Annotated in this window: 13 protein-coding genes; 8 read left to right on the top strand and 5 right to left on the bottom strand. The window is 59.6% G+C overall.

Annotated elements, in window-relative coordinates; all coding sequences use genetic code 11:
* Nucleotide 1: 1 nt before the first annotated feature.
* From pduQ to ABLV12_RS01000, 7 genes are all read left to right on the top strand, one after another.
* On the top strand, nucleotides 2–1,114 hold the full coding sequence (gene pduQ / locus ABLV12_RS01030; RefSeq protein WP_064397377.1) for a 1-propanol dehydrogenase PduQ: 1,113 nt from the start codon (nucleotides 2–4) through the stop codon (nucleotides 1,112–1,114).
* Complete coding sequence (gene pduS / locus ABLV12_RS01025) at nucleotides 1,111–2,466, top strand: cobalamin reductase PduS (protein WP_004105191.1); 1,356 nt, start codon at nucleotides 1,111–1,113, stop codon at nucleotides 2,464–2,466. The genes pduQ and pduS overlap by 4 nt, the downstream gene beginning before the upstream one ends.
* 2 nt (nucleotides 2,467–2,468) lie before the next feature.
* Nucleotides 2,469–3,023: a propanediol utilization microcompartment protein PduT gene (gene pduT, locus ABLV12_RS01020; protein ID WP_000075777.1), complete on the top strand. Its 555-nt coding sequence runs from the start codon at nucleotides 2,469–2,471 to the stop codon at nucleotides 3,021–3,023.
* Nucleotides 3,023–3,373, top strand: coding sequence for a propanediol utilization microcompartment protein PduU (pduU, locus tag ABLV12_RS01015; RefSeq protein ID WP_000441103.1), 351 nt, complete (start codon nucleotides 3,023–3,025; stop codon nucleotides 3,371–3,373). The genes pduT and pduU overlap by 1 nt, the downstream gene beginning before the upstream one ends.
* Before the next feature lie 4 nt (nucleotides 3,374–3,377).
* Nucleotides 3,378–3,830: a propanediol utilization protein PduV gene (gene pduV, locus ABLV12_RS01010; RefSeq protein WP_004105216.1), complete on the top strand. Its 453-nt coding sequence runs from the start codon at nucleotides 3,378–3,380 to the stop codon at nucleotides 3,828–3,830.
* Nucleotides 3,815–5,029, top strand: coding sequence for an acetate/propionate family kinase (locus ABLV12_RS01005; RefSeq protein ID WP_064397375.1), 1,215 nt, complete (start codon nucleotides 3,815–3,817; stop codon nucleotides 5,027–5,029). The genes pduV and ABLV12_RS01005 overlap by 16 nt, the downstream gene beginning before the upstream one ends.
* A 216-nt stretch (nucleotides 5,030–5,245) precedes the next feature.
* On the top strand, nucleotides 5,246–6,112 hold the full coding sequence (locus ABLV12_RS01000; protein ID WP_004105221.1) for an L-threonine kinase: 867 nt from the start codon (nucleotides 5,246–5,248) through the stop codon (nucleotides 6,110–6,112).
* Nucleotides 6,113–6,374: 262 nt separating this feature from the next.
* Here the strand turns inward: ABLV12_RS01000 and cobD are convergent, their stop codons facing one another.
* Entirely contained in the window at nucleotides 6,375–7,454 is a 1,080-nt protein-coding gene (gene cobD, locus ABLV12_RS00995) for a threonine-phosphate decarboxylase CobD (protein WP_004105223.1), read from the bottom strand.
* A gap of 17 nt (nucleotides 7,455–7,471) precedes the next feature.
* The gene (gene amiC, locus ABLV12_RS00990; RefSeq protein WP_024274647.1) at nucleotides 7,472–8,725 is read right to left on the bottom strand and encodes an N-acetylmuramoyl-L-alanine amidase AmiC; all 1,254 of its coding nucleotides are present in this window, start codon (nucleotides 8,723–8,725) and stop codon (nucleotides 7,472–7,474) included.
* A gap of 227 nt (nucleotides 8,726–8,952) precedes the next feature.
* Between amiC and argA the strand changes: the two genes are divergently transcribed.
* Nucleotides 8,953–10,284, top strand: coding sequence for an amino-acid N-acetyltransferase (gene argA, locus ABLV12_RS00985; protein WP_004105227.1), 1,332 nt, complete (start codon nucleotides 8,953–8,955; stop codon nucleotides 10,282–10,284).
* A 39-nt stretch (nucleotides 10,285–10,323) separates the two neighbouring features.
* Here argA and recD read toward each other — a convergent pair whose 3' ends face one another.
* Genes recD through ptrA form a run of 3 tightly spaced genes read right to left on the bottom strand, consistent with a single transcriptional unit; the run spans nucleotide 10,324 to nucleotide 18,583 of the window.
* On the bottom strand, nucleotides 10,324–12,159 hold the full coding sequence (gene recD, locus ABLV12_RS00980) for an exodeoxyribonuclease V subunit alpha (RefSeq protein WP_064397373.1): 1,836 nt from the start codon (nucleotides 12,157–12,159) through the stop codon (nucleotides 10,324–10,326).
* The gene (gene recB, locus ABLV12_RS00975) at nucleotides 12,156–15,701 is read right to left on the bottom strand and encodes an exodeoxyribonuclease V subunit beta (protein WP_064397371.1); all 3,546 of its coding nucleotides are present in this window, start codon (nucleotides 15,699–15,701) and stop codon (nucleotides 12,156–12,158) included. Before recB ends, recD begins: the two co-directional genes overlap by 4 nt.
* Entirely contained in the window at nucleotides 15,698–18,583 is a 2,886-nt protein-coding gene (ptrA, locus tag ABLV12_RS00970; RefSeq protein ID WP_053064397.1) for a pitrilysin, read from the bottom strand. The genes recB and ptrA overlap by 4 nt, the downstream gene beginning before the upstream one ends.
* Nucleotides 18,584–18,657 lie beyond the last annotated feature (74 nt).

The following is an 18,657-nucleotide window of genomic DNA, read 5'->3' as shown; positions in this document are numbered from 1 at the left end:
GATGAAAACTTTCTCACTACAAACGCGGTTGTACAGCGGTCAGGGTAGCCTGGCGGTGCTCAAACGCTTTACCAACAAGCACATCTGGATTATCTGCGATGGCTTTCTTGCGCGCTCGCCGCTGCTGGAAACCCTGCGTCAGGCGTTGCCCGCAGATAACCGCATCAGCGTCTTTAGCGAGATAACCCCGGACCCCACTATCCATACCGTGGTGCAGGGCATTGCGCAAATGCAGGCCCTGCAGCCGCAGGTGGTCATCGGCTTCGGCGGCGGATCGGCGATGGACGCGGCGAAAGCCATCGTCTGGTTTAGCCAGCAGAGCGGCATCAATATCGAAACCTGCGTGGCGATACCAACCACCAGCGGTACCGGTTCAGAAGTGACCAGCGCCTGCGTAATTAGCGATCCGGATAAAGGCATCAAGTACCCGCTGTTCAACAATGCGCTCTATCCCGATATGGCGATCCTTGACCCGGAGCTGGTGGTCAGCGTGCCGCCGCAGATTACGGCCAACACCGGCATGGACGTGCTGACCCACGCGCTGGAGGCGTGGGTCTCTCCGCACGCCAGCGACTTTACCGACGCGCTGGCGGAAAAAGCCGCCAAACTGGTGTTCCAGTATCTGCCCACGGCGGTGGAAAAAGGCGACTGCGTGGCGACGCGCGGGAAAATGCACAATGCCTCAACGCTTGCCGGGATGGCGTTCAGCCAGGCGGGGCTGGGGCTTAACCATGCTATCGCCCACCAGCTTGGCGGGCAGTTTCATCTCCCGCACGGACTGGCCAACGCGCTGCTGTTAACCGCGGTTATCCGCTTTAACGCCGGTCATCCGCGCGCCGGAAAACGCTACGCGCGGCTGGCCAAAGCCTGCGGTTTTTGTCCGGCAGACGCCAGCGATAGTACGGCGATCAATGCGCTGATCCAGCAAATCGAACGGCTCAAGCAGCGCTGTGCGCTGCCGTCACTGGCGATCGCGCTGAAAGAGGGACGTGCCGAGTACTCAGCGCGCATTCCGGCCATGGTGCAGGCCGCACTGGCTGACGTGACCTTGCGCACGAATCCTCGCCCGGCCAGCGCCGGGGAAATTCAGGAACTGCTGGAGGAACTGCTATGAGTACCGCCGTCAACGCTGTTGAAATGGCCAGAAGCGCCGAGGAGATCCGCGAGCGCGTGCGTGCTGCGGGCGTAGTCGGCGCGGGTGGAGCGGGTTTTCCCGCCCACGTGAAGCTGCAGGCGCAGGTGGAGATCTTTCTGGTTAACGCCGCCGAGTGCGAACCGATGCTCAAGGTCGACCAGCAGCTAATGTGGCAGCAGGCTGCACGTCTGGTCCGCGGCGTGCAGTACGCGATGACGGCAACCGGCGCGCGCGAAGGGGTGATTGCCCTGAAAGAGAAGTACCGCCGGGCTATCGACGCCCTCACCCCGCTGCTGCCTGCCGGTATTCGCCTGCATATTCTGCCGGATGTCTATCCCGCAGGCGATGAGGTGCTGACTATCTGGTTAGCTACCGGTCGACGGGTCGCACCCGCCGCGCTGCCAGCCAGCGTTGGGGTCGTGGTGAATAACGTACAAACGGTGCTCAATATTGCCCGTGCGGTTGAGCAGCAGTTTCCGGTGACCCGCCGCACGCTAACCGTTAACGGCGCGGTCGCCCGACCGCTGACCGTCACCGTCCCCATCGGCATGTCGCTGCGCGAAGTGCTGGCGCTGGCGGGCGGCGCGACGGTCGACGACCCCGGTTTTATTAACGGTGGCCCGATGATGGGCGGCCTGATGACTGCTCTCGATAGCCCGGTAACCAAAACTACCGGCGGCCTGCTGGTGCTGCCCAAAAGCCATCCGCTTATCCAGCGGCGGATGCAGGACGAGCGCACGGTGCTTTCCGTGGCCCGTACCGTCTGCGAACAGTGTCGCCTGTGTACCGATCTCTGCCCACGGCATCTGATCGGCCACGAACTCTCCCCGCACCTGCTGGTGCGGGCGGTGAACTTTCATCAGGCCGCCACGCCCCAGCTGCTGCTGAGCGCGCTCACCTGTTCGGAATGCAACGTCTGCGAAAGCGTGGCCTGTCCGGTGGGGATCTCGCCGATGCGAATCAACCGCATGCTGAAACGCGAGCTGCGCGCGCAAAACCAGCGCTATGAAGGACCGCTCTATCCTGCCGACGAAATGGCGAAATATCGCCTCGTGCCGGTGAAGCGACTGATCGCCAAACTGGGGCTGAGCCCCTGGTATCAGGAGGCGCCGCTGGTGGAAGACGAACCGGCAGTAGAAACAGTGACTTTACAGTTGCGCCAGCATATCGGCGCCAGCGCGGTAGCGAACGTTGCAGTGGGTGAACGCGTTACCCGCGGGCAATGCGTTGCCGATATCCCGGCAGGCGCATTAGGCGCGCCGGTTCACGCCAGCATCGACGGCGTGGTTGCGGCCATCAGCGAACAGGCCATCACGGTTGTAAGAGGTTAACCATGTCTCAGGCTATAGGAATTTTAGAACTCACCAGCATTGCCAAAGGAATGGAACTCGGCGATGCGATGCTGAAAAGCGCCAACGTCAATCTGCTGGTCAGCAAGACTATCTGCCCGGGTAAGTTTCTGTTGATGCTAGGCGGGGATATCGGCGCTATCCAGCAGGCCATTGAAACCGGCACTTCGCAGGCCGGCGAAATGCTCGTCGACAGCCTGGTGCTGGCGAATATCCATCCCAGCGTACTCCCGGCCATCAGCGGCCTGAACAGCGTAGACAAACGCCAGGCAGTCGGCATCGTTGAAACCTGGAGCGTTGCGGCCTGCATCAGCGCCGCGGACCGGGCGGTGAAAGGCTCCAACGTCACCCTGGTACGGGTGCATATGGCCTTCGGCATCGGCGGTAAATGCTACATGGTGGTGGCGGGCGACGTTTCCGACGTCAACAACGCGGTTACGGTAGCCAGCGAAAGCGCGGGTGAAAAAGGGCTGCTGGTTTATCGTTCGGTGATCCCGCGACCGCATGAAGCCATGTGGCGACAGATGGTGGAGGGATAATGGAAAGACAGCCAACAACGGATCGCATGATTCAGGAATACGTTCCCGGGAAACAGGTAACCCTCGCGCACCTGATTGCCAATCCCGGGAAAGATCTCTTTAAGAAACTCGGCCTGCAGGATGCGGTGTCCGCCATCGGCATCCTCACCATTACGCCCAGCGAAGCGTCGATTATCGCCTGCGATATCGCCACCAAATCCGGCGCGGTGGAGATCGGTTTTCTTGACCGCTTTACCGGCGCCGTGGTGCTGACCGGCGACGTTTCCGCCGTCGAGTACGCCCTCAAGCAGGTGACGCGCACCCTGGGCGAGATGATGCAGTTTACTACCTGCTCAATAACCCGGACGTAGCGCGATGAAACGTCTGATGTTGATCGGCCCCAGCCAGTGCGGCAAAACCTCGCTGACCCAGGGCCTGCGCGGCGAAGCGCTCCATTACAAGAAAACCCAGGCGATTGAATGGTCGCCGATGGCCATCGACACACCGGGCGAATATCTGGAGAACCGCTGCCTTTATAGCGCTCTGTTGACCAGCGCCTGCGAGGCCGACGTTATCGCTCTGGTGCTGAACGCCGACGCCCAGTGGTCGCCGTTTTCTCCGGGTTTTACCGCTCCGATGAACCGCCCGACGATTGGTCTGGTCACTAAAGCCGACCTTGCCGATGCGCAGCGGATATCGCTAATCGGCGAGTGGCTCAGGCAGGCTGGCGCCCAGCAGATTTTTATCACCAGCGCGCTGAATAATCTGGGTCTTGATGCCGTGCTGGATTTTCTGAATTCGAAGGAACCTTTATGTCTTACAAAATAATGGCCATTAATGCCGGCAGTTCATCGTTAAAATTCCAGCTGCTGGAGATGCCTCAGGGCGATATGCTCTGCCAGGGATTGATCGAGCGTATCGGCATGGCAAACGCCCAGGTGGCCCTCAAAACGCCGGCGCAAAAATGGCAGGAAACGGCGCCCGTAGCCGATCACCGTGAAGCCGTCACCCTGCTGCTGGAAAAGCTCCTCGACCATCGGATTATCCAGAGTTTGCAGGATATCGATGGCGTCGGCCACCGCGTGGCGCACGGCGGGGAGCGCTTTAAAGATTCGACGCCGGTGACCGATGAGACCTTAGCGGAAATCGAGCGCCTGGCGGAGCTGGCCCCGCTGCATAATCCGGTCAACGCGCTGGGCATTAAAGTTTTCCGCCAGTTGCTGCCCGACGCGCCGTCGGTGGCGGTGTTTGATACCGCTTTTCACCAGACGCTGGACGAGCGCGCGTTTATCTATCCGCTGCCCTGGCGCTACTACAGCGAGTTGGGCATTCGCCGTTACGGCTTCCACGGCACCAGCCACAAGTACGTTAGCGCGACGCTGGCGGAAAAGCTGGGCGTACCGTTGAGCGCTCTGCGCGTGGTGTGCTGCCATCTCGGCAACGGCAGCAGCGTTTGCGCAATCAAAGGCGGGCGCTCGGTTAACACGTCAATGGGCTTTACGCCGCAGTCCGGCGTGATGATGGGCACCCGCAGCGGCGATATCGATCCGTCGATTCTACCGTGGCTGGCGCTGCATGAGGGAAAAACGCCGGAGCAGCTTAATCAGTTGCTGAATAACGAGTCCGGCCTGCTGGGGGTTTCCGGCATCTCGCACGATTATCGCGATGTCGAGCAGGCGGCGGACAGCGGTAATCGTCAGGCAGCCCTGGCGCTCTCGCTGTTTGCCGAGCGCATTCGCGCCACCATCGGCAGTTATATTATGCAGATGGGCGGCCTGGACGCGCTGATCTTTACCGGCGGCATCGGCGAAAACTCCGCCCGCGCCAGGAGCGCCATCTGCCATAACCTGAATTTCCTCGGGCTCTCGGTCGATGAAGAGAAAAACCAGCACAACGCTACCTTTATTCAGGCCGAAAATGCGATGGTCAAAGTGGCGGTCATCAATACCAATGAAGAGCTGATGATTGCCCGCGATGTGATGCGCCTGGCGCTTCCCGAAGCGCAGACATTAACCGTTTCAGCCTGAGCTCGCCGCCAGGCAAATTGCGGTGAATCATGGAAATAGCGGGATCGGCATGACACTATGCGCTTAAAATTCTGAAACTTTACCCTAAATAATTCAGGTCACAGGAAGGCGGCAAACGAGTGAGTCCCCAGGAGCTTACATAAGTAAGTGACTGGGGTGAATGAGAGCAGCCAACGCCCCTGTAGCTTGAAGTATAACGGGTAAAAAGGTGAATACGTGGCCGTAGCACAATGCCCCGCCTCCTGTGGGGAACTCATCCAGGGCTGGATCCTCGGCAGCGAGAAGCTGGTCTCCTGCCCCGTTGACTGGTACAGCACCGTCGAGGTGGACTACGGTTCGCCTCGGGCGGATGAACGTCCGTTGGCGCGGGCGATGGTCGACCAGTTGCTGAGCTACTGGCGTTATCCGCCGGCGCTGAGCAAGGAGATTCGGATCGATATCTGCTCCACGATTCCGGTTGCCAAAGGTATGGCCAGCAGCACCGCGGACATCGCCGCGACGGCGGTAGCCGCCGCGCATCATCTCGGCCATCCGCTGGATGAACCCACCCTCGCCCGGCTCTGCGTCTCCCTGGAGCCCACCGACAGCACTCTGTTTCGTCAGCTCACCCTGTTCGACCATAACACCGCCGCCACGCAGATTGCCTGTGACAGCCAGCCTCAGCTCGATCTGCTGGTGCTGGAAAGCCCCGCCACGCTGCTGACCACCGATTACCACCGACTTCCCCGGCTTGAAAAGCTGCACGCCCACTCCGCGTCTCTGCAGCTAGCCTGGGAGAAAGTTCAGCTGGCCTGCGAGACGGATAATCCCCGGCGGATGGGAGAGGCCGCGACGCTTAGCGCCGTCGCCAGCCAGCATCTGTTACCAAAGCCGGGGTTTGATACGCTGCGGGGGCTGGTGGAAGAGTGCGATTTATACGGTATTAACGTGGCGCACAGCGGCAGCGTGGTCGGCCTGATGCTCGACCGTCAACGTCACGACATTGAGTATTTACAGCGACGGCTGGAAGAGACGCGACTTAGCGAGCTCTGGCCCAGGCAGCACCTGCTGCGCATGGTGCAGGGCGGCGTCGAACTGCGCTAACGCTGCCGCAGCTATGCCCCGGAGGCGGCGCTACGCGCCTGTCCGGGCTACCGGACCACAGACGGCTGTAAACCCGCAGCCCTGCTAAGCGCAGCGCGAGCCGGGAAGAAGCCGCACCTATGCATTAATCCCGGCGCATTCCCCGGAGGCGGCGCTGCGCGCCTTATCCGGGCTACCGGACCGCAGACGACTATGAACCCGTAGCCCGGTCATACAGCAGCGCCACCGGGAAGAACCGCAGACGAACAATAGCGGCAGGCATCTACTCGTTAAATACCCGCCTGAAGGCCGTCAGCAGTCGGGTATTTTCCTGCTGGCTGCGGATCGCGACGCGAAAGTAGCGCCCGTCGAGCCCTGGATAATTGGCACAGCTGCGGATCAGGATGTGCTGCTGCAGCATCGCGTATTGCAGATCCAGATCCGCAACGTCGCAGCGCAGAAACAGATAGTTTGCCTGTCCGGGATAGACCGTCAGGCCGGGAATATGGCGCAGTTGATGATAAAAGCGCTGCCCTTCCTCCGCCAGCCACTGCCAGGTTTTCTGCTGGTAGGCGCTATCCTGGAGAATGATCTCCCCCGCCAGGGCGGCAAAAGCATTTATCGACCACGGCATCTGGCGCTCGCGCATTCTTGCCACCGCCCGCGCATCGCCATTGACCAGATACCCCAGGCGCAGGCCGGGTATGGCATAAAATTTGGTGAGCGAACGCAGCACCCACACGTGCGGATTGTGGGCCAGAAGCGGAATAAATCCTGGCTCATCGGGGATAAAATCGATAAACGCCTCATCGAGGATCAGGGCGATGTCCAGCGACTGACAGCGTTCAGCAATCAGCGCCAGCAGTCGACGATCGGGCAGCAGGCCGGTTGGATTGTTCGGCGTGCAGAGAAATAAGCAGTCCAGATCCGGCGTCAGGGCGTCAAGAATCGCTCCGGTGAGCTGCCAGCCATCCTCCTCGCGCAGCAGAAATTCCCGCACCGCGCACTCCACCGACTGCAGCGCCCGGCGATATTCGGCAAAACCCGGAGTGACGATCATCGCCTGGCGCGGTTTCAGCCCCTGTACCAGGGTAAAAATCGCTTCAGTTTCGCCGTTTCCTGCAAGGATCGACGACGCAGGAATATGATGATGTTCCGCCAGCGCAAGGTGCAGCTGCTGATACTCAACGTCGGGATAGCGTTCAGCGCAGTCCATATTGTTGAGGATTGCGCGCTTTAAACTTTCCGGCATCCCCAGCGGGTTGATGTTGGCGCTAAAATCCAGCAACTGCTCCGCAGAGATGCCCATAAGCGCGGCGGCCTCGCGAATATTGCCGCCGTGCGCGCTCTTTAATAGAGCCATTTCACTTTCCTGTTGCGTTATCCTCGCCTTGCCAGCGTCGCGCCGTCGGCGAAGTAGGCTTTAATCCCTGCCAGAATCGACTCTGCAACCTGCTGCTGGAATTTCGCCGTTTTCAGTTTACGCTCTTCTTCGATGTTGCTGATAAACGCGGTTTCCACCAGGATCGATGGAATATCCGGCGCTTTCAGCACCGCGAAGCCCGCCTGCTCAACCTGATTCTTGTGCAGGTTATTAATATTTCCCATCTTTTCCAGCACCGCCTTGCCAAACTTCAGGCTGTCGGCAATGGTCAACGACTGCACCATGTCGAACATCGTGTGGTCGACGTAGCGATCGCCGCTTTTGCTGACGCCGCCGATCAGATCCGAGGCGTTCTGGGTCTGAGCCAGATATTTAGCCGCGGTACTGGTAGCCCCTTTGGTTGACAGGGCAAATACCGACGAGCCGCTCGGCTGACGGCTGGTAAACGCATCGGCGTGAATAGAGACAAACAGGTCGGCGCGCTGCTTCTGCGCTTTGGCGACGCGAACCTTCAGCGGGATAAAGACATCCTCGTTGCGGGTCATATAGACCTTCATGTTGCCCTCTTTCTCGATCAGCGCGCGCAGCCGTCGGGCTATCTGCAGCACCACGTCTTTCTCGCGGGTGCGGTATTTACCGACGGCGCCGGAATCCTCGCCGCCGTGTCCGGGATCGAGCATGATAACGATAGGCCGATCGCGCCCGGCTTTACCCGGTTTCGGCCCGCTCTCCGCAGGCGGAACCTGCCGCTGCAGATCGCCTTTATTGTAATCCTCGAGCAGCGCCAGCAGCGGATCCTGCACGTCGGTCGCGTTGGAAGGGTAGAGATCCATGACCAGACGCTCTTTAAAACCGGCGACCGGAGCGAGCGCGAACAGCTGCGGTTTTACGTTCTGTTTCAGCTCGAACACCATGCGTACGGTTTGCGGGTCGAATTGTCCCACGCGGGCGGACTGAATATAGGGATCGTCGCTGCGAATCTGGTTACCCATGCCTTTTAGGACGGAGTTGAGGTTAACGCCTTCCAGATCCACAACCACACGTTCAGGATTACTGAGCGCAAACTGCCGATATTTCAGGATATGGTTGGACTCCACGGTGACGCGCGTGTAGGTCGATGATGGCCAGACGCGTACGGCAACCACCTGCGCCGCGGCAGCCAACCCAACCGGACTCACACTCATTAACCACATGGCGCCCGCCCCCTGTAAAAATCGGCGGCGGCTTAATCCTGACTTGTATCCTGACATGCCACTCCCAAGCAGTAAGAAATCATTCGTATTTAAAACAAACAGATTGACCAGAAACTTTAACGAAAGGCGCATAACCTGTCATCTATAAAAGGGTAAACAATCTTTGACACCCTGATTTGGCTCACACTGTTTTCTCGGTTGCGCGAGAAATTGGGGCTTGCGTTTGCCGGCAAAACAGAATAAAAATACATAAATTACGAATAATCATGCATTGAGGTTGTGTCATGGTGAAGGAACGTCGCACCGAACTGGTAGAGGGATTCCGCCATTCTGTCCCCTATATTAACGCCCATAGAGGTAAAACGTTTGTCATCATGCTGGGCGGGGAAGCCATCGAGCATGATAATTTCTCTAGCATAGTCAACGACATTGGCCTGCTTCACAGCCTGGGAATTCGTCTGGTAGTGGTCTATGGCGCCCGTCCGCAGATCGACGCCAACCTGGCGGAGCACCGTCACGAACCGGTCTATCACAAACAAACCCGAGTGACTGACGCCAAAACGCTCGAGCTGGTTAAGCAGGCGGCGGGTATGCTGCAGCTGGAAATTACCGCTCGCCTGTCGATGAGCCTCAATAACACCCCTCTGCAGGGCGCCCACATCAACGTGGTCAGCGGCAATTTCATTATCGCGCAGCCGTTAGGCGTGGATGACGGCGTGGATTACTGTCACAGCGGGCGCATCAGGCGCATCGATGAAGAAGCCATTCACCGTCAGTTGGATAACGGCGCGATTGTGCTGATGGGCCCGGTTGCGGTGTCGGTCACCGGCGAAAGCTTTAACCTGACCTCCGAAGAGATTGCAACCCAGCTGGCGATTAAGCTCAAAGCCGAAAAGATGATTGGCTTCTGCTCGTCACAGGGGGTCTACAACCAGGATGGCGAGATCGTCCCCGAGCTATTCCCTAACGAAGCCCAGGCGCGGGTTGAAGAGATGGAAGCGGACGAAGACTACAGCTCCGGTACCGTGCGCTTCCTGCGCGGCGCGGTAAAAGCCTGCCGCAGCGGCGTGCGCCGCTGCCACCTGATTAGCTATCAGGAAAACGGCACTCTGCTGCAGGAGCTGTTCTCACGCGACGGTATCGGCACTCAGATAGTGATGGAGAGCGCCGAGCAGATCCGCCGCGCCACCATTAACGACATCGGCGGCATCCTTGAGCTGATAAGCCCGCTGGAGCAGCAGGGCATTCTGGTCAGGCGTTCTCGCGAACAGCTGGAGATGGAAATCGATAAGTTCACCATTATTCAGCGCGACAACACCACCATCGCCTGCGCCGCGCTCTATCCTTTCCCGGAAGAGAAGATCGGCGAAATGGCCTGCGTGGCGGTGCATCCGGACTACCGCAGCTCATCGCGCGGCGAAGTGCTGCTCGAACGAATTGCCGCGCAGGCGAAGCAAATGGGCCTCAGCAAACTGTTTGTTCTGACAACCCGCAGCATTCACTGGTTCCAGGAGCGCGGATTTACGCCGGTAGACGTTGACCTGCTGCCGGAGAGCAAAAAAGAGATGTACAACTACCAGCGCCGCTCCAAGGTGTTGATGGCAGACCTGGCCTGATTCTCTCCCCGGAAAGCGCACGGCTGACCGGGGAAAACATCACTGAGCGGAAAAAATATCCGCCAGGCCGCTGCGTCGTTCGGTACGCGCGACAACCGCCTGGGTCAGTACCTGCTCATCGGCATAGATCGACAGCTGCCGTTTCGCGCGAGTTATAGCGGTATAAACCAGCTCGCGGGTCACCAGCGGCACGCTGCGCGAAGGCAGGATCAGCGCCGCGTGATCGAACTCCGACCCCTGCGATTTATGCACCGTCATCGCCCAGGCGGTATCATGCTCCGGCAGACGACTTGGCTGTACCGACTTGATGCTGCCATCAGGCATCGGGAACCAGACGCGCAGGTCACCACCTCTTTCCAGCGCGATACCGATATCGCCGTTAAACAGCCCCAGCGCGCTGTCGTTGCGCGAGATCATCACCGGCCGACCTTCATACCAGCGCGAATGGCGCGGTAACGTAATCGCCCGCTTGCGGTTGAGCATCTGCTCCAGCTGTTCATTAACTCCACTGACGCCATACGGGCCCTCGCGCAGCGCGCACAACAGCTGGAATTCGCCAAAAGCGGCGATCATCTCTTCGGGCTCTGCCCGAGCGTGCAGCAGCTGCAGGAAGCGGCCGTAGCCCGCCTGCGCCTGATTCAGCATCGCTTCATACTCTTCGGTGGCGCTCAGCGGATACAGAGCGATATCGTCAAATGACTGGCGCAGCGTTGCGCGTACCGCGCTACGATCGCCGCTGTTCACCGCCCAGGCCAGCTGGCCGATACCGGAATGGCGACCGAAACGGTAGCTTTTCTGCAGCAGGCACAGGCTATCGCGGAGCGAACCGGCCATATTACCCTCGCCTGCCGGAACCGGCTGGCCGGTTAACCGGGCGAGCTGCGTCGCCCGCTCCGGGGTATAGCCTGCATTAACCCACGCGCAGATATCGCCGAGCACGGCCCCGGCCTCGACCGAAGCCAGCTGATCGCGGTCGCCAAGGAAAATCACCCTTCCGTGCTCAGGCAGCGCATCGATCAGGCGCGACATCATCGGCAGGTCAATCATTGAGGCCTCATCGACCACCAGCACATCAAGATGCAGCGGGTTTCCGCTGTGATAGCGCATCCGCTGGCTTCCCGGCTGCGCGCCCAGCAGGCGATGGAGGGTACTGGCTTCGGTGGGCACCAGCGCCTTTTGTTCGTCGGTGAGAGGAAGACGGCGCAGCGCAGCGCCAAGGGACTCGGTCAGGCGCGCCGCGGCTTTACCGGTCGGCGCAGCCAGGCGAATACGGCAGCGCGGGCTGGAGAAGGTCTGGATCAGCGCGGCCAGGAGTTTAGCGACGGTCGTGGTTTTACCGGTGCCCGGTCCGCCGGAAATTACCGAAATCCGCCGGGTCAGGGCGACAGCAGCCGCGACTTTTTGCCAGTCAGTTTCCTCTGCGGGCGGAAACAGCGCGTCGAGCGTCGCTGCCAGCCGGGCTTCATCCACCTCCAGCACCTGATTGGCTTCATTGAAAAAGCGCGCGACGGTTAATTCGTTGCGCCACATGCGGTTAAGGTAAAGCCGATCGCCGCAGAGAATCATCGGCGCTGGCCGCTCTCCGCAGCTGACGGCCTCGGAATCATTGAGCAGCGGCAGCCAGCCGTCCGGCGCGCCGGTCAGTTCAAGAATTTGCTCGCTCAGGCCACCTGCTTTAGCCTTCAACAGTTCATCATCGACAAGACGCGAAATCGGCAGACAGACGTGCCCTTCACCAGCATCGCGACTGAGGATCGCCGCGACCAGCTTCACCGCCGGATGCGCTTCTTGCGCCACCATTAGCGCAAACTGAACGTCCAGCGGGCGCAGCAGTCGCTGCTCAACCGCCTGTAGCAATAGTTCATCCAGGTTCATAGCGCCACCTCCTGAGTTTCTCCAGCAAACAGCGCATCAAGGCCGTCAATCAGCGGTCGCGCCGGACGAGTGGTAAAAATACCCTGCCCGCCGTCCTGTCCATCCATACCGCGTAAAAAGAGATAAATGACGCCGCCAAAGTGGCGTTCGTAATCATAATCGGCAATACGGTGGCGCAAATAACGGTGCAGCGCCAGGCTGTAGAGCTGATACTGCAAATCGTAACGATGGGTGCGCATAGCCTGCATCATCGCTTCCTGGGTATAGGCCTCGCGATCTTTCCCCAGCCAGTTGGATTTGTAATCCAGCAGGTAATAGCGGCCGTTATGGCGAAATACCAGGTCAATAAAGCCTTTCAGCATACCGCGCACCTGGCGGAAATCGAGCATGGGGGTATCGACGGAGAGCGGATCGTACTGACGAATTAGCGCATCCAGGCGCAGCGGATCCAGAGGCTGCTCGATGGGCAGATAAAAAGCCATCTCCACCTGTTTATCACGCTCGCTAAGCTGATTCAGCGCGATCTCCGCGCCAGGGAGACGGGTACGCAGCACGCCGTCGAGCCATTCGGTCAGTACTGGGGCCCATTTCTCCTCGAAGCCGCTAAGCTGGAGCTTTTCCGCCATCCAGTCGGCGGGGACCGGCTGGGTGAAATCAATATCTTCAAACAGGCTGTGCAGAAACGTGCCTGGCGATGCTCCGCGCGGGAAGTGGTGCGGCGTAAGCTGCGGTTCTTCCGCCACATCGCCGACGCCTGCGGCATCAATATCCAGACGCGGTAAAAGGTCCTGCGCCGCGTTGTGTCCGTTTTGCTGCAGGCCGGAGTAGCTGGTGACGCGCCAGTCATCGCTCACCGAACGCTCAAGCAGACGCGCGGAGAGCGGCGGCAGCGCCGACTGTGGAGCCTGCCAGGGCGTCTGCGTCGTCGTCGCGGGGAGCTGCAGGGCGATATCCCCGCTGCAAAACGCCTGCAGTCGCGCCGTTAGCCCTGCGGCGTCCATCGCTTCTCCGCCCTGCAGCAGCCGCCCCAGCGCGCTGTGGTGAAAATCGCTGGCGCCGGGCTTGTCGCTGCGGCGGGGGCTAAGCGGCGCAACGCCCAGGCTGCAGTGCCAGACCGCCCGGGTCAGCGCAACGTACAGCAGACGTAAGTCTTCGGCCAGACGTTCGGCCTCAGCCAGCTCCATGCTGCCCTCATTCTGGCCCAGATCGAGCACGGCGGCAAAAGAGGTTCTGTCGTGATAAAACGCCTGATCCTGTTTGCGAAAACGCGCGATAAACGGCAGCCAGACCAGCGGATACTCCAGCCCTTTCGATTTATGGATGGTGACGATCTGCACCAGATGCTTGTCGCTTTCCAGGCGCATCTGCTGGCTGGAGGCGTTGCTATCCGGCTCGGCGATATGCTGCGCCAGCCAGCGCACCAGCGCATGTTCGCTCTCCAGCTGGTTCGCCGCTTCCTGAAGCAGCTCGCTGATATGCAGGATATCGGTCAGGCGCCGCTCGCCGCCGTTGGTCGCCAGCAGGTTTTCTGCAATGCGCCGCGCGGTCATCAGCGCGCGCAGCATCGGCATAACGCCGCGCTGCCGCCAGACTTGCCGGTAGCCGCTAAACTCTTCTACCAGCTCATCCCACGCCCGTTCGTTCTGGTTGAGGTTTTCGATATCCTGCGCGTTAAGACCGAACATTGAGGTCGCCAGCGCGCTGCGCAGGGTATTCTCGCGCTCGGGGGCCAGCACCGCCTGCAGCAGCCAAAGCAGCTCCTGCGCCTCCGGCGTTTCAAACACGCTATCGCGGTTGGAGAGATAGACGGAAGGTATCGACAGCAGCTGGAGGGCATCGCGAATTAACGACGCCTCCTGACGATTGCGCACCAGCACCGTGATGTCTGAAGCCCGCACGGGTTCAGCTTTTTCACCGCGCCACAGCAGCGCCTTGCCCTGCTGGCCCGCGCTTAGCCAGTCACGAATTTGCGCCGCGCACAGCTGGGCCATAAACGTCTGATAATCCCCTGCGCCCACGGCCTCGCCCGGCATCAGCCAGATATTCATCGCCGGAACCGCCGTATCATCAACGGTAAAGCGCAGCCCCTGATTTTTCTCGGCCGATTTCACCGGCAGAAACGGGATTTCGCGAAACATAAAAGGGTTATCGCTGAGGCTAAACAGGCGATTGACGCTGTCAACCATCCCCGGGGCGGAGCGCCAGTTGGTATCGAGCGTATAGTGAGCGGTGACGTCTCCACGCGCTTTCATGTAGGTAAAGATATCCGCGCCGCGGAAGGCGTAAATAGCCTGTTTAGGGTCGCCAATCAGCAGCAGCGCGGTATCCGCCTGGCGCCGCCAGATGCGGCGAAAGATTCGGTACTGCTGCGGGTCGGTATCCTGAAACTCATCGATCATCGCCACCGGGAAGCGCTGACGAATCGCGCTGGCCAGCGCTTCTCCGCTCTCTCCGCGCAGGGCGTCATCCAGGCGGCTAAGCATATCGTCAAATCCCAGCTCGCCGCGGCGGCGTTTTTCCCGCGCGACCGCCTCGCGGATTTCAACCATCGCCCTGGCGATCACCAGATCGGTCAGGGTTAACGGTGTCGCCAGCAGCGCTTCTATCGCGCTGAACAGCGGGTGTACCGGCGGTGCGCCGTCCGCTTTGGTGCGCTCAAGCAAGAAGGGCTGAGAAAACTTTTCCAGCGCATCCGGCAGCTGGTAGCTCAAAGTCTCTTCCTGGGCCCAGGCGGTCACTTTTTCCAGCCATTTGCCCTGATTGCCGCGATTGAACTTGCGCCGGTCGAGACCGGAGGTTTCCAGTACCGCCTCAATCTCGCTCGCCTGTTCCAGCCACTGCTGTTTGAGCGCGTTAATGCGTTCAATAATTTGCTGGTGGCGTTCGGCCAGCGTTTCTTCAGCAGGGGGCGGAGATTTTAGCTGCGGCGCCTCTCCTTGCAGCCAGCGGTCGATGGATTTCAACAGGTCGCGCGGCCCTTTCCACGCCTCGTGGATAACCGCAGCAATTTCGCGCGGCAGCGGATAGCAGTGGCGACGCCAGAAGTCGGCGCAGGCCTGATAGCGCAGGCGGGATTCATCTTCAATCAGCTGCAGTTCGAACAGCATGCCGGACTCAAAGGCGTTAAGGCTCAGCATCCGCTGGCAGAACCCGTGAATGGTAAATACCGCTGCTTCATCCATCTGGCGTTCGGCCAGCAGCAGCGTTTGCGCCGCCTGGGCTTTATCGTCAATTTCCGCCAGCAGCCCGGCATAAAGAGGATTGTCGGTGCTTTCGCGCAGGCAGGCGATCCGCAGCTCGTGGATATTGCTGCGGATACGTCCGCGCAGCTCTTCGGTCGCCGCTTCGGTAAAGGTCACCACCAGCAGCTCTTCCACGCTGATCTGCCGGGGGAAAGCGGATTCACCACCCAGCCCCAGCAACAGCCGCAGATAGAGCGCGGCGATGGTAAACGTTTTTCCGGTGCCCGCAGAGGCTTCTATCAGGCGCTCGCCCGTCAGGGGCAAGCGCAGTGGGTCAAGAGACTCGGCGGTGTCGGTCATTCATTCTCTCGCATCAGGGGTAAGGATTTCTGCAACGCGCTGACGTTCTCCCAGACTTTGCCATCCTGCGGATGCGCGTATTCCGCCTTGCCATTCTGGCTACCGGAAACCTGGGAGAGAATTGCCATGCCCTGCGGATCCACCACCGTCTGATGGAAGAAGTCGGCAAGCTTTTGCGGCGTCAGCAGTTTAATCTGAGCCACTACTTTATCACGTGAATCGAAGCGCATATTACCGCGATCGAAATCTTTGCTCAGCTTCGATGCTTCATCGCCCAGCGTTTGCGGCGCCTCCAGCATCTGACTGATGACCGTCTGCTGAATCTGCGCAAACTCTTCCGGCTTCATCGCCCGCAGTTTGGCTTCCGCCGTGGGGAAGAAGGCCTGGAAGCGCTGCCAGAGGAAAGCCGGCTGCTTATCGTTGCTTTGCAGCAGGAAGCCCATTCCCCACTGGCGGCCCACGTTCATCGAGAAGGCGAAGACCGCGTATCCCAGCTGCTCTTCCGTACGCAGCTGGTTGTAGAACCACGGCTGGACGATCTGCCCGAGAAGCGAGCTGGCAGCTGAGCTGGCGTATTCGTCCAGGTTCGGCGGCGCGAAGACAGCGGCAAGGGCGGAGTCGGTGCTGTTACCCGCTTTCTCAAAAATCGCCAGCTGCTTGCGATCAACCAGTACGTCTTTGTTGCGGCACCATTCGTTGCCGTCCGCCCCCAGCTGTTTTTGGATCTGGCGGGCCATCGCCGTTGACCGTTCGGCGGTAAGGTTACCGATGACCAGCAGCTCCGGTCGCCCTTTCGCCTTGAGGTTATCGCGATACTCCAGCACCTCTTTCAGCGTAATCGACGGCAGCAGCGCCCGGCGATCTTCACGCTGAAAGTACGGCACCTGTGAAACCATCTGAATCGGCATGATCGCCTGATCGTAGGCTTTGCCTTTGTCCGCCGAATCCATCATCTGCGCGTACCAGGATTTGGCCTGCTCCAGCTGCTCTTCGGTTGGCGTGTAGCTAAAGTAACCGTCCAGCAGGGCGTTAAACAGCTCTGGCAGATGCTGCGTATAGCCGTTGGCGTTAACCATCAGCCCGTTATTTGCACCGGTAGAAAAGCTGATGCCCCCAACCGCAGCCTGGTTGCTGAGCTGATCGAGCGCGATACCCGCCAGATAATCATTGAGGGCAAACATCACCTGACGGCGGGCGCTGTCCATCGCCTGCGGGTTACGCAGCACCAGCGATATATCCGCTTTTGGTTCGCTGGCGAAGTACTGACTCGGCGCGTAGATCACCCGCAGCGTCGGTTCATCGACAATCAGCTGCGGATGCGGGTAAGCCTTATCGCTTTTGATTAAGCTAAAATCGTCCGGAATATAGGGGTTCAGCACCGGCAGCTTGAGATCGATAGCGCTGGACTTCTGCTGCCAGTCGGCAAAAGTCTGCTCGCTAATTTTATCCACCTGATAGGGCGCATTAACGAAGTAGGCGGTCTTGTTATGCGGCTCTTTCGGGCTGATGTACCAGATACGGGCATTTTGCGGCGTCATCATCGCCAGACGGTCTTTGATCGCCTGCGGATCGTAGCGATCGGCGATGTTAACTACGTCCAGGGTATGTTCGACCGGCACGCGGATCATGGTGTCCGCCAGCCATTCGACGTAATCCATATTGCGGTTGATGGACGGGTAGCGGAAGTCGAGCGCCAGCACGTGGGCCAGTTCATCAAAATAGCGTTTATCAATTCCCTGACTACGCAGCAGATTGAGGTAGCTGAAGATGGCCGCGGTCACTTCATCGCGGTGCGCCAGGCCTTTGTCCGTCAGAGTAGCAGAAATAGCCAGCACCCCGCTGTTGCCGTTGACAACCGGGTCGGAGTCCGCGCGAATACCCTCAGCCAGCCCCTGCTTTTGCAGCCAGTCTGAGAGCGTGCCGGGGCTGCGATTACCGATCATATAGGTCACCAGCTCGTCGGTTTTGCTGCGGAACTGGTCGCTATTGTTATCAATGCGGAACTCCACGCGCAGGACTTTACGCGGCATCGCCGGGACATAGTGAATGATGATGCCCTTCTGCGCATCGGTCACCACCGGGACGGTTATTTCCGGTTTGTTGATATCGTGGTTCGGCACGCGACCGTAGGTGGCCGCCGCGATACTTGCCAGCTCCGGCAGAGGCTTGTTGCTGTAGATCACCGCCTTCATCAGGTTGGCGGAATACCAGCTATCGCGAAAGGCGTGCAGGGCATCAAGCACCGGCTTGCCGGGCTTGTCGCTCAGCGTTTCAAGGTTACCGCCGGAAAACTGCGAGCCGGGGTGCGCCGGGTTAATGGTTTCTGCGCTGACCTGCGCCATCCGCATCCCGTCGCGGCTGCGCGCCATCGTCAGCTCGGCGTTGACCGCATTACGCTCGCGGTCGGCATATTTTTTATCCAGCAGCGGCGCGGCGATGGCATCGGCCAGGCGATCGACCGCGCCGTCCAGAGCATCGTTTTCTACTTCAAGATAGAAGGCGGTGCGGTACGGGGCGGTACTGGCGTTATGGCTGCCGCCGTGCATTTTGAGATATTCGGCGAGGCTATCCGGCTGCGGGTACTTTTTCGACCCCATCAGCGTCATATGCTCCAGGAAGTGGGCCAGTCCCTGATGCTCAGCGGGGTCCTGCAGCGACCCCACGGGAACGACCAGCGCCGACAGCGATTTTACCGCCTGGGGATCGGAAACCAGCAATACCACCATGCCGTTATCGAGGCGGATCGCCTGATATTGACGGGTATCTTTGTCGCTTTTACGGATGGTTTCCTGAATTGGTTGCCATCCGGTGTCTGCCTGACTTAACGGCGCCCAGAGGGCGGCCAGTAAAACAATAACCTTGAACCATAAACTGCGGGGCATTCACGGACCTCATCATTAACAAACCTGGCGCTGCACGCTATGCAGCCTTTATAAAACATCAGTCCGTGATTGGT

The organism is Klebsiella sp. CN_Kp100, from assembly GCF_040065315.1.
GTDB lineage: Bacteria > Pseudomonadota > Gammaproteobacteria > Enterobacterales > Enterobacteriaceae > Klebsiella > Klebsiella oxytoca.
The sequence above is the reverse complement of the archived record's forward strand: the minus strand, read 5'-3'. Positions and strand labels throughout refer to the sequence as shown.

What these genes read in the sequence shown, in the direction of transcription:
- pduQ (WP_064397377.1), top strand. Translation starts at nt 2, where the DNA reads ATGAAAACTTTCTCACTACAAACGCGGTTGTACAGCGGTCAGGGTAGC.
- pduS (WP_004105191.1), top strand. Translation starts at nt 1,111, where the DNA reads ATGAGTACCGCCGTCAACGCTGTTGAAATGGCCAGAAGCGCCGAGGAG.
- pduT (WP_000075777.1), top strand. Translation starts at nt 2,469, where the DNA reads ATGTCTCAGGCTATAGGAATTTTAGAACTCACCAGCATTGCCAAAGGA.
- pduU (WP_000441103.1), top strand. Translation starts at nt 3,023, where the DNA reads ATGGAAAGACAGCCAACAACGGATCGCATGATTCAGGAATACGTTCCC.
- pduV (WP_004105216.1), top strand. Translation starts at nt 3,378, where the DNA reads ATGAAACGTCTGATGTTGATCGGCCCCAGCCAGTGCGGCAAAACCTCG.
- ABLV12_RS01005 (WP_064397375.1), top strand. Translation starts at nt 3,815, where the DNA reads ATGTCTTACAAAATAATGGCCATTAATGCCGGCAGTTCATCGTTAAAA.
- cobD (WP_004105223.1), bottom strand. Translation starts at nt 7,454, where the DNA reads ATGGCTCTATTAAAGAGCGCGCACGGCGGCAATATTCGCGAGGCCGCC.
- amiC (WP_024274647.1), bottom strand. Translation starts at nt 8,725, where the DNA reads ATGTCAGGATACAAGTCAGGATTAAGCCGCCGCCGATTTTTACAGGGG.
- argA (WP_004105227.1), top strand. Translation starts at nt 8,953, where the DNA reads ATGGTGAAGGAACGTCGCACCGAACTGGTAGAGGGATTCCGCCATTCT.
- recD (WP_064397373.1), bottom strand. Translation starts at nt 12,159, where the DNA reads ATGAACCTGGATGAACTATTGCTACAGGCGGTTGAGCAGCGACTGCTG.
- recB (WP_064397371.1), bottom strand. Translation starts at nt 15,701, where the DNA reads ATGACCGACACCGCCGAGTCTCTTGACCCACTGCGCTTGCCCCTGACG.
- ptrA (WP_053064397.1), bottom strand. Translation starts at nt 18,583, where the DNA reads ATGCCCCGCAGTTTATGGTTCAAGGTTATTGTTTTACTGGCCGCCCTC.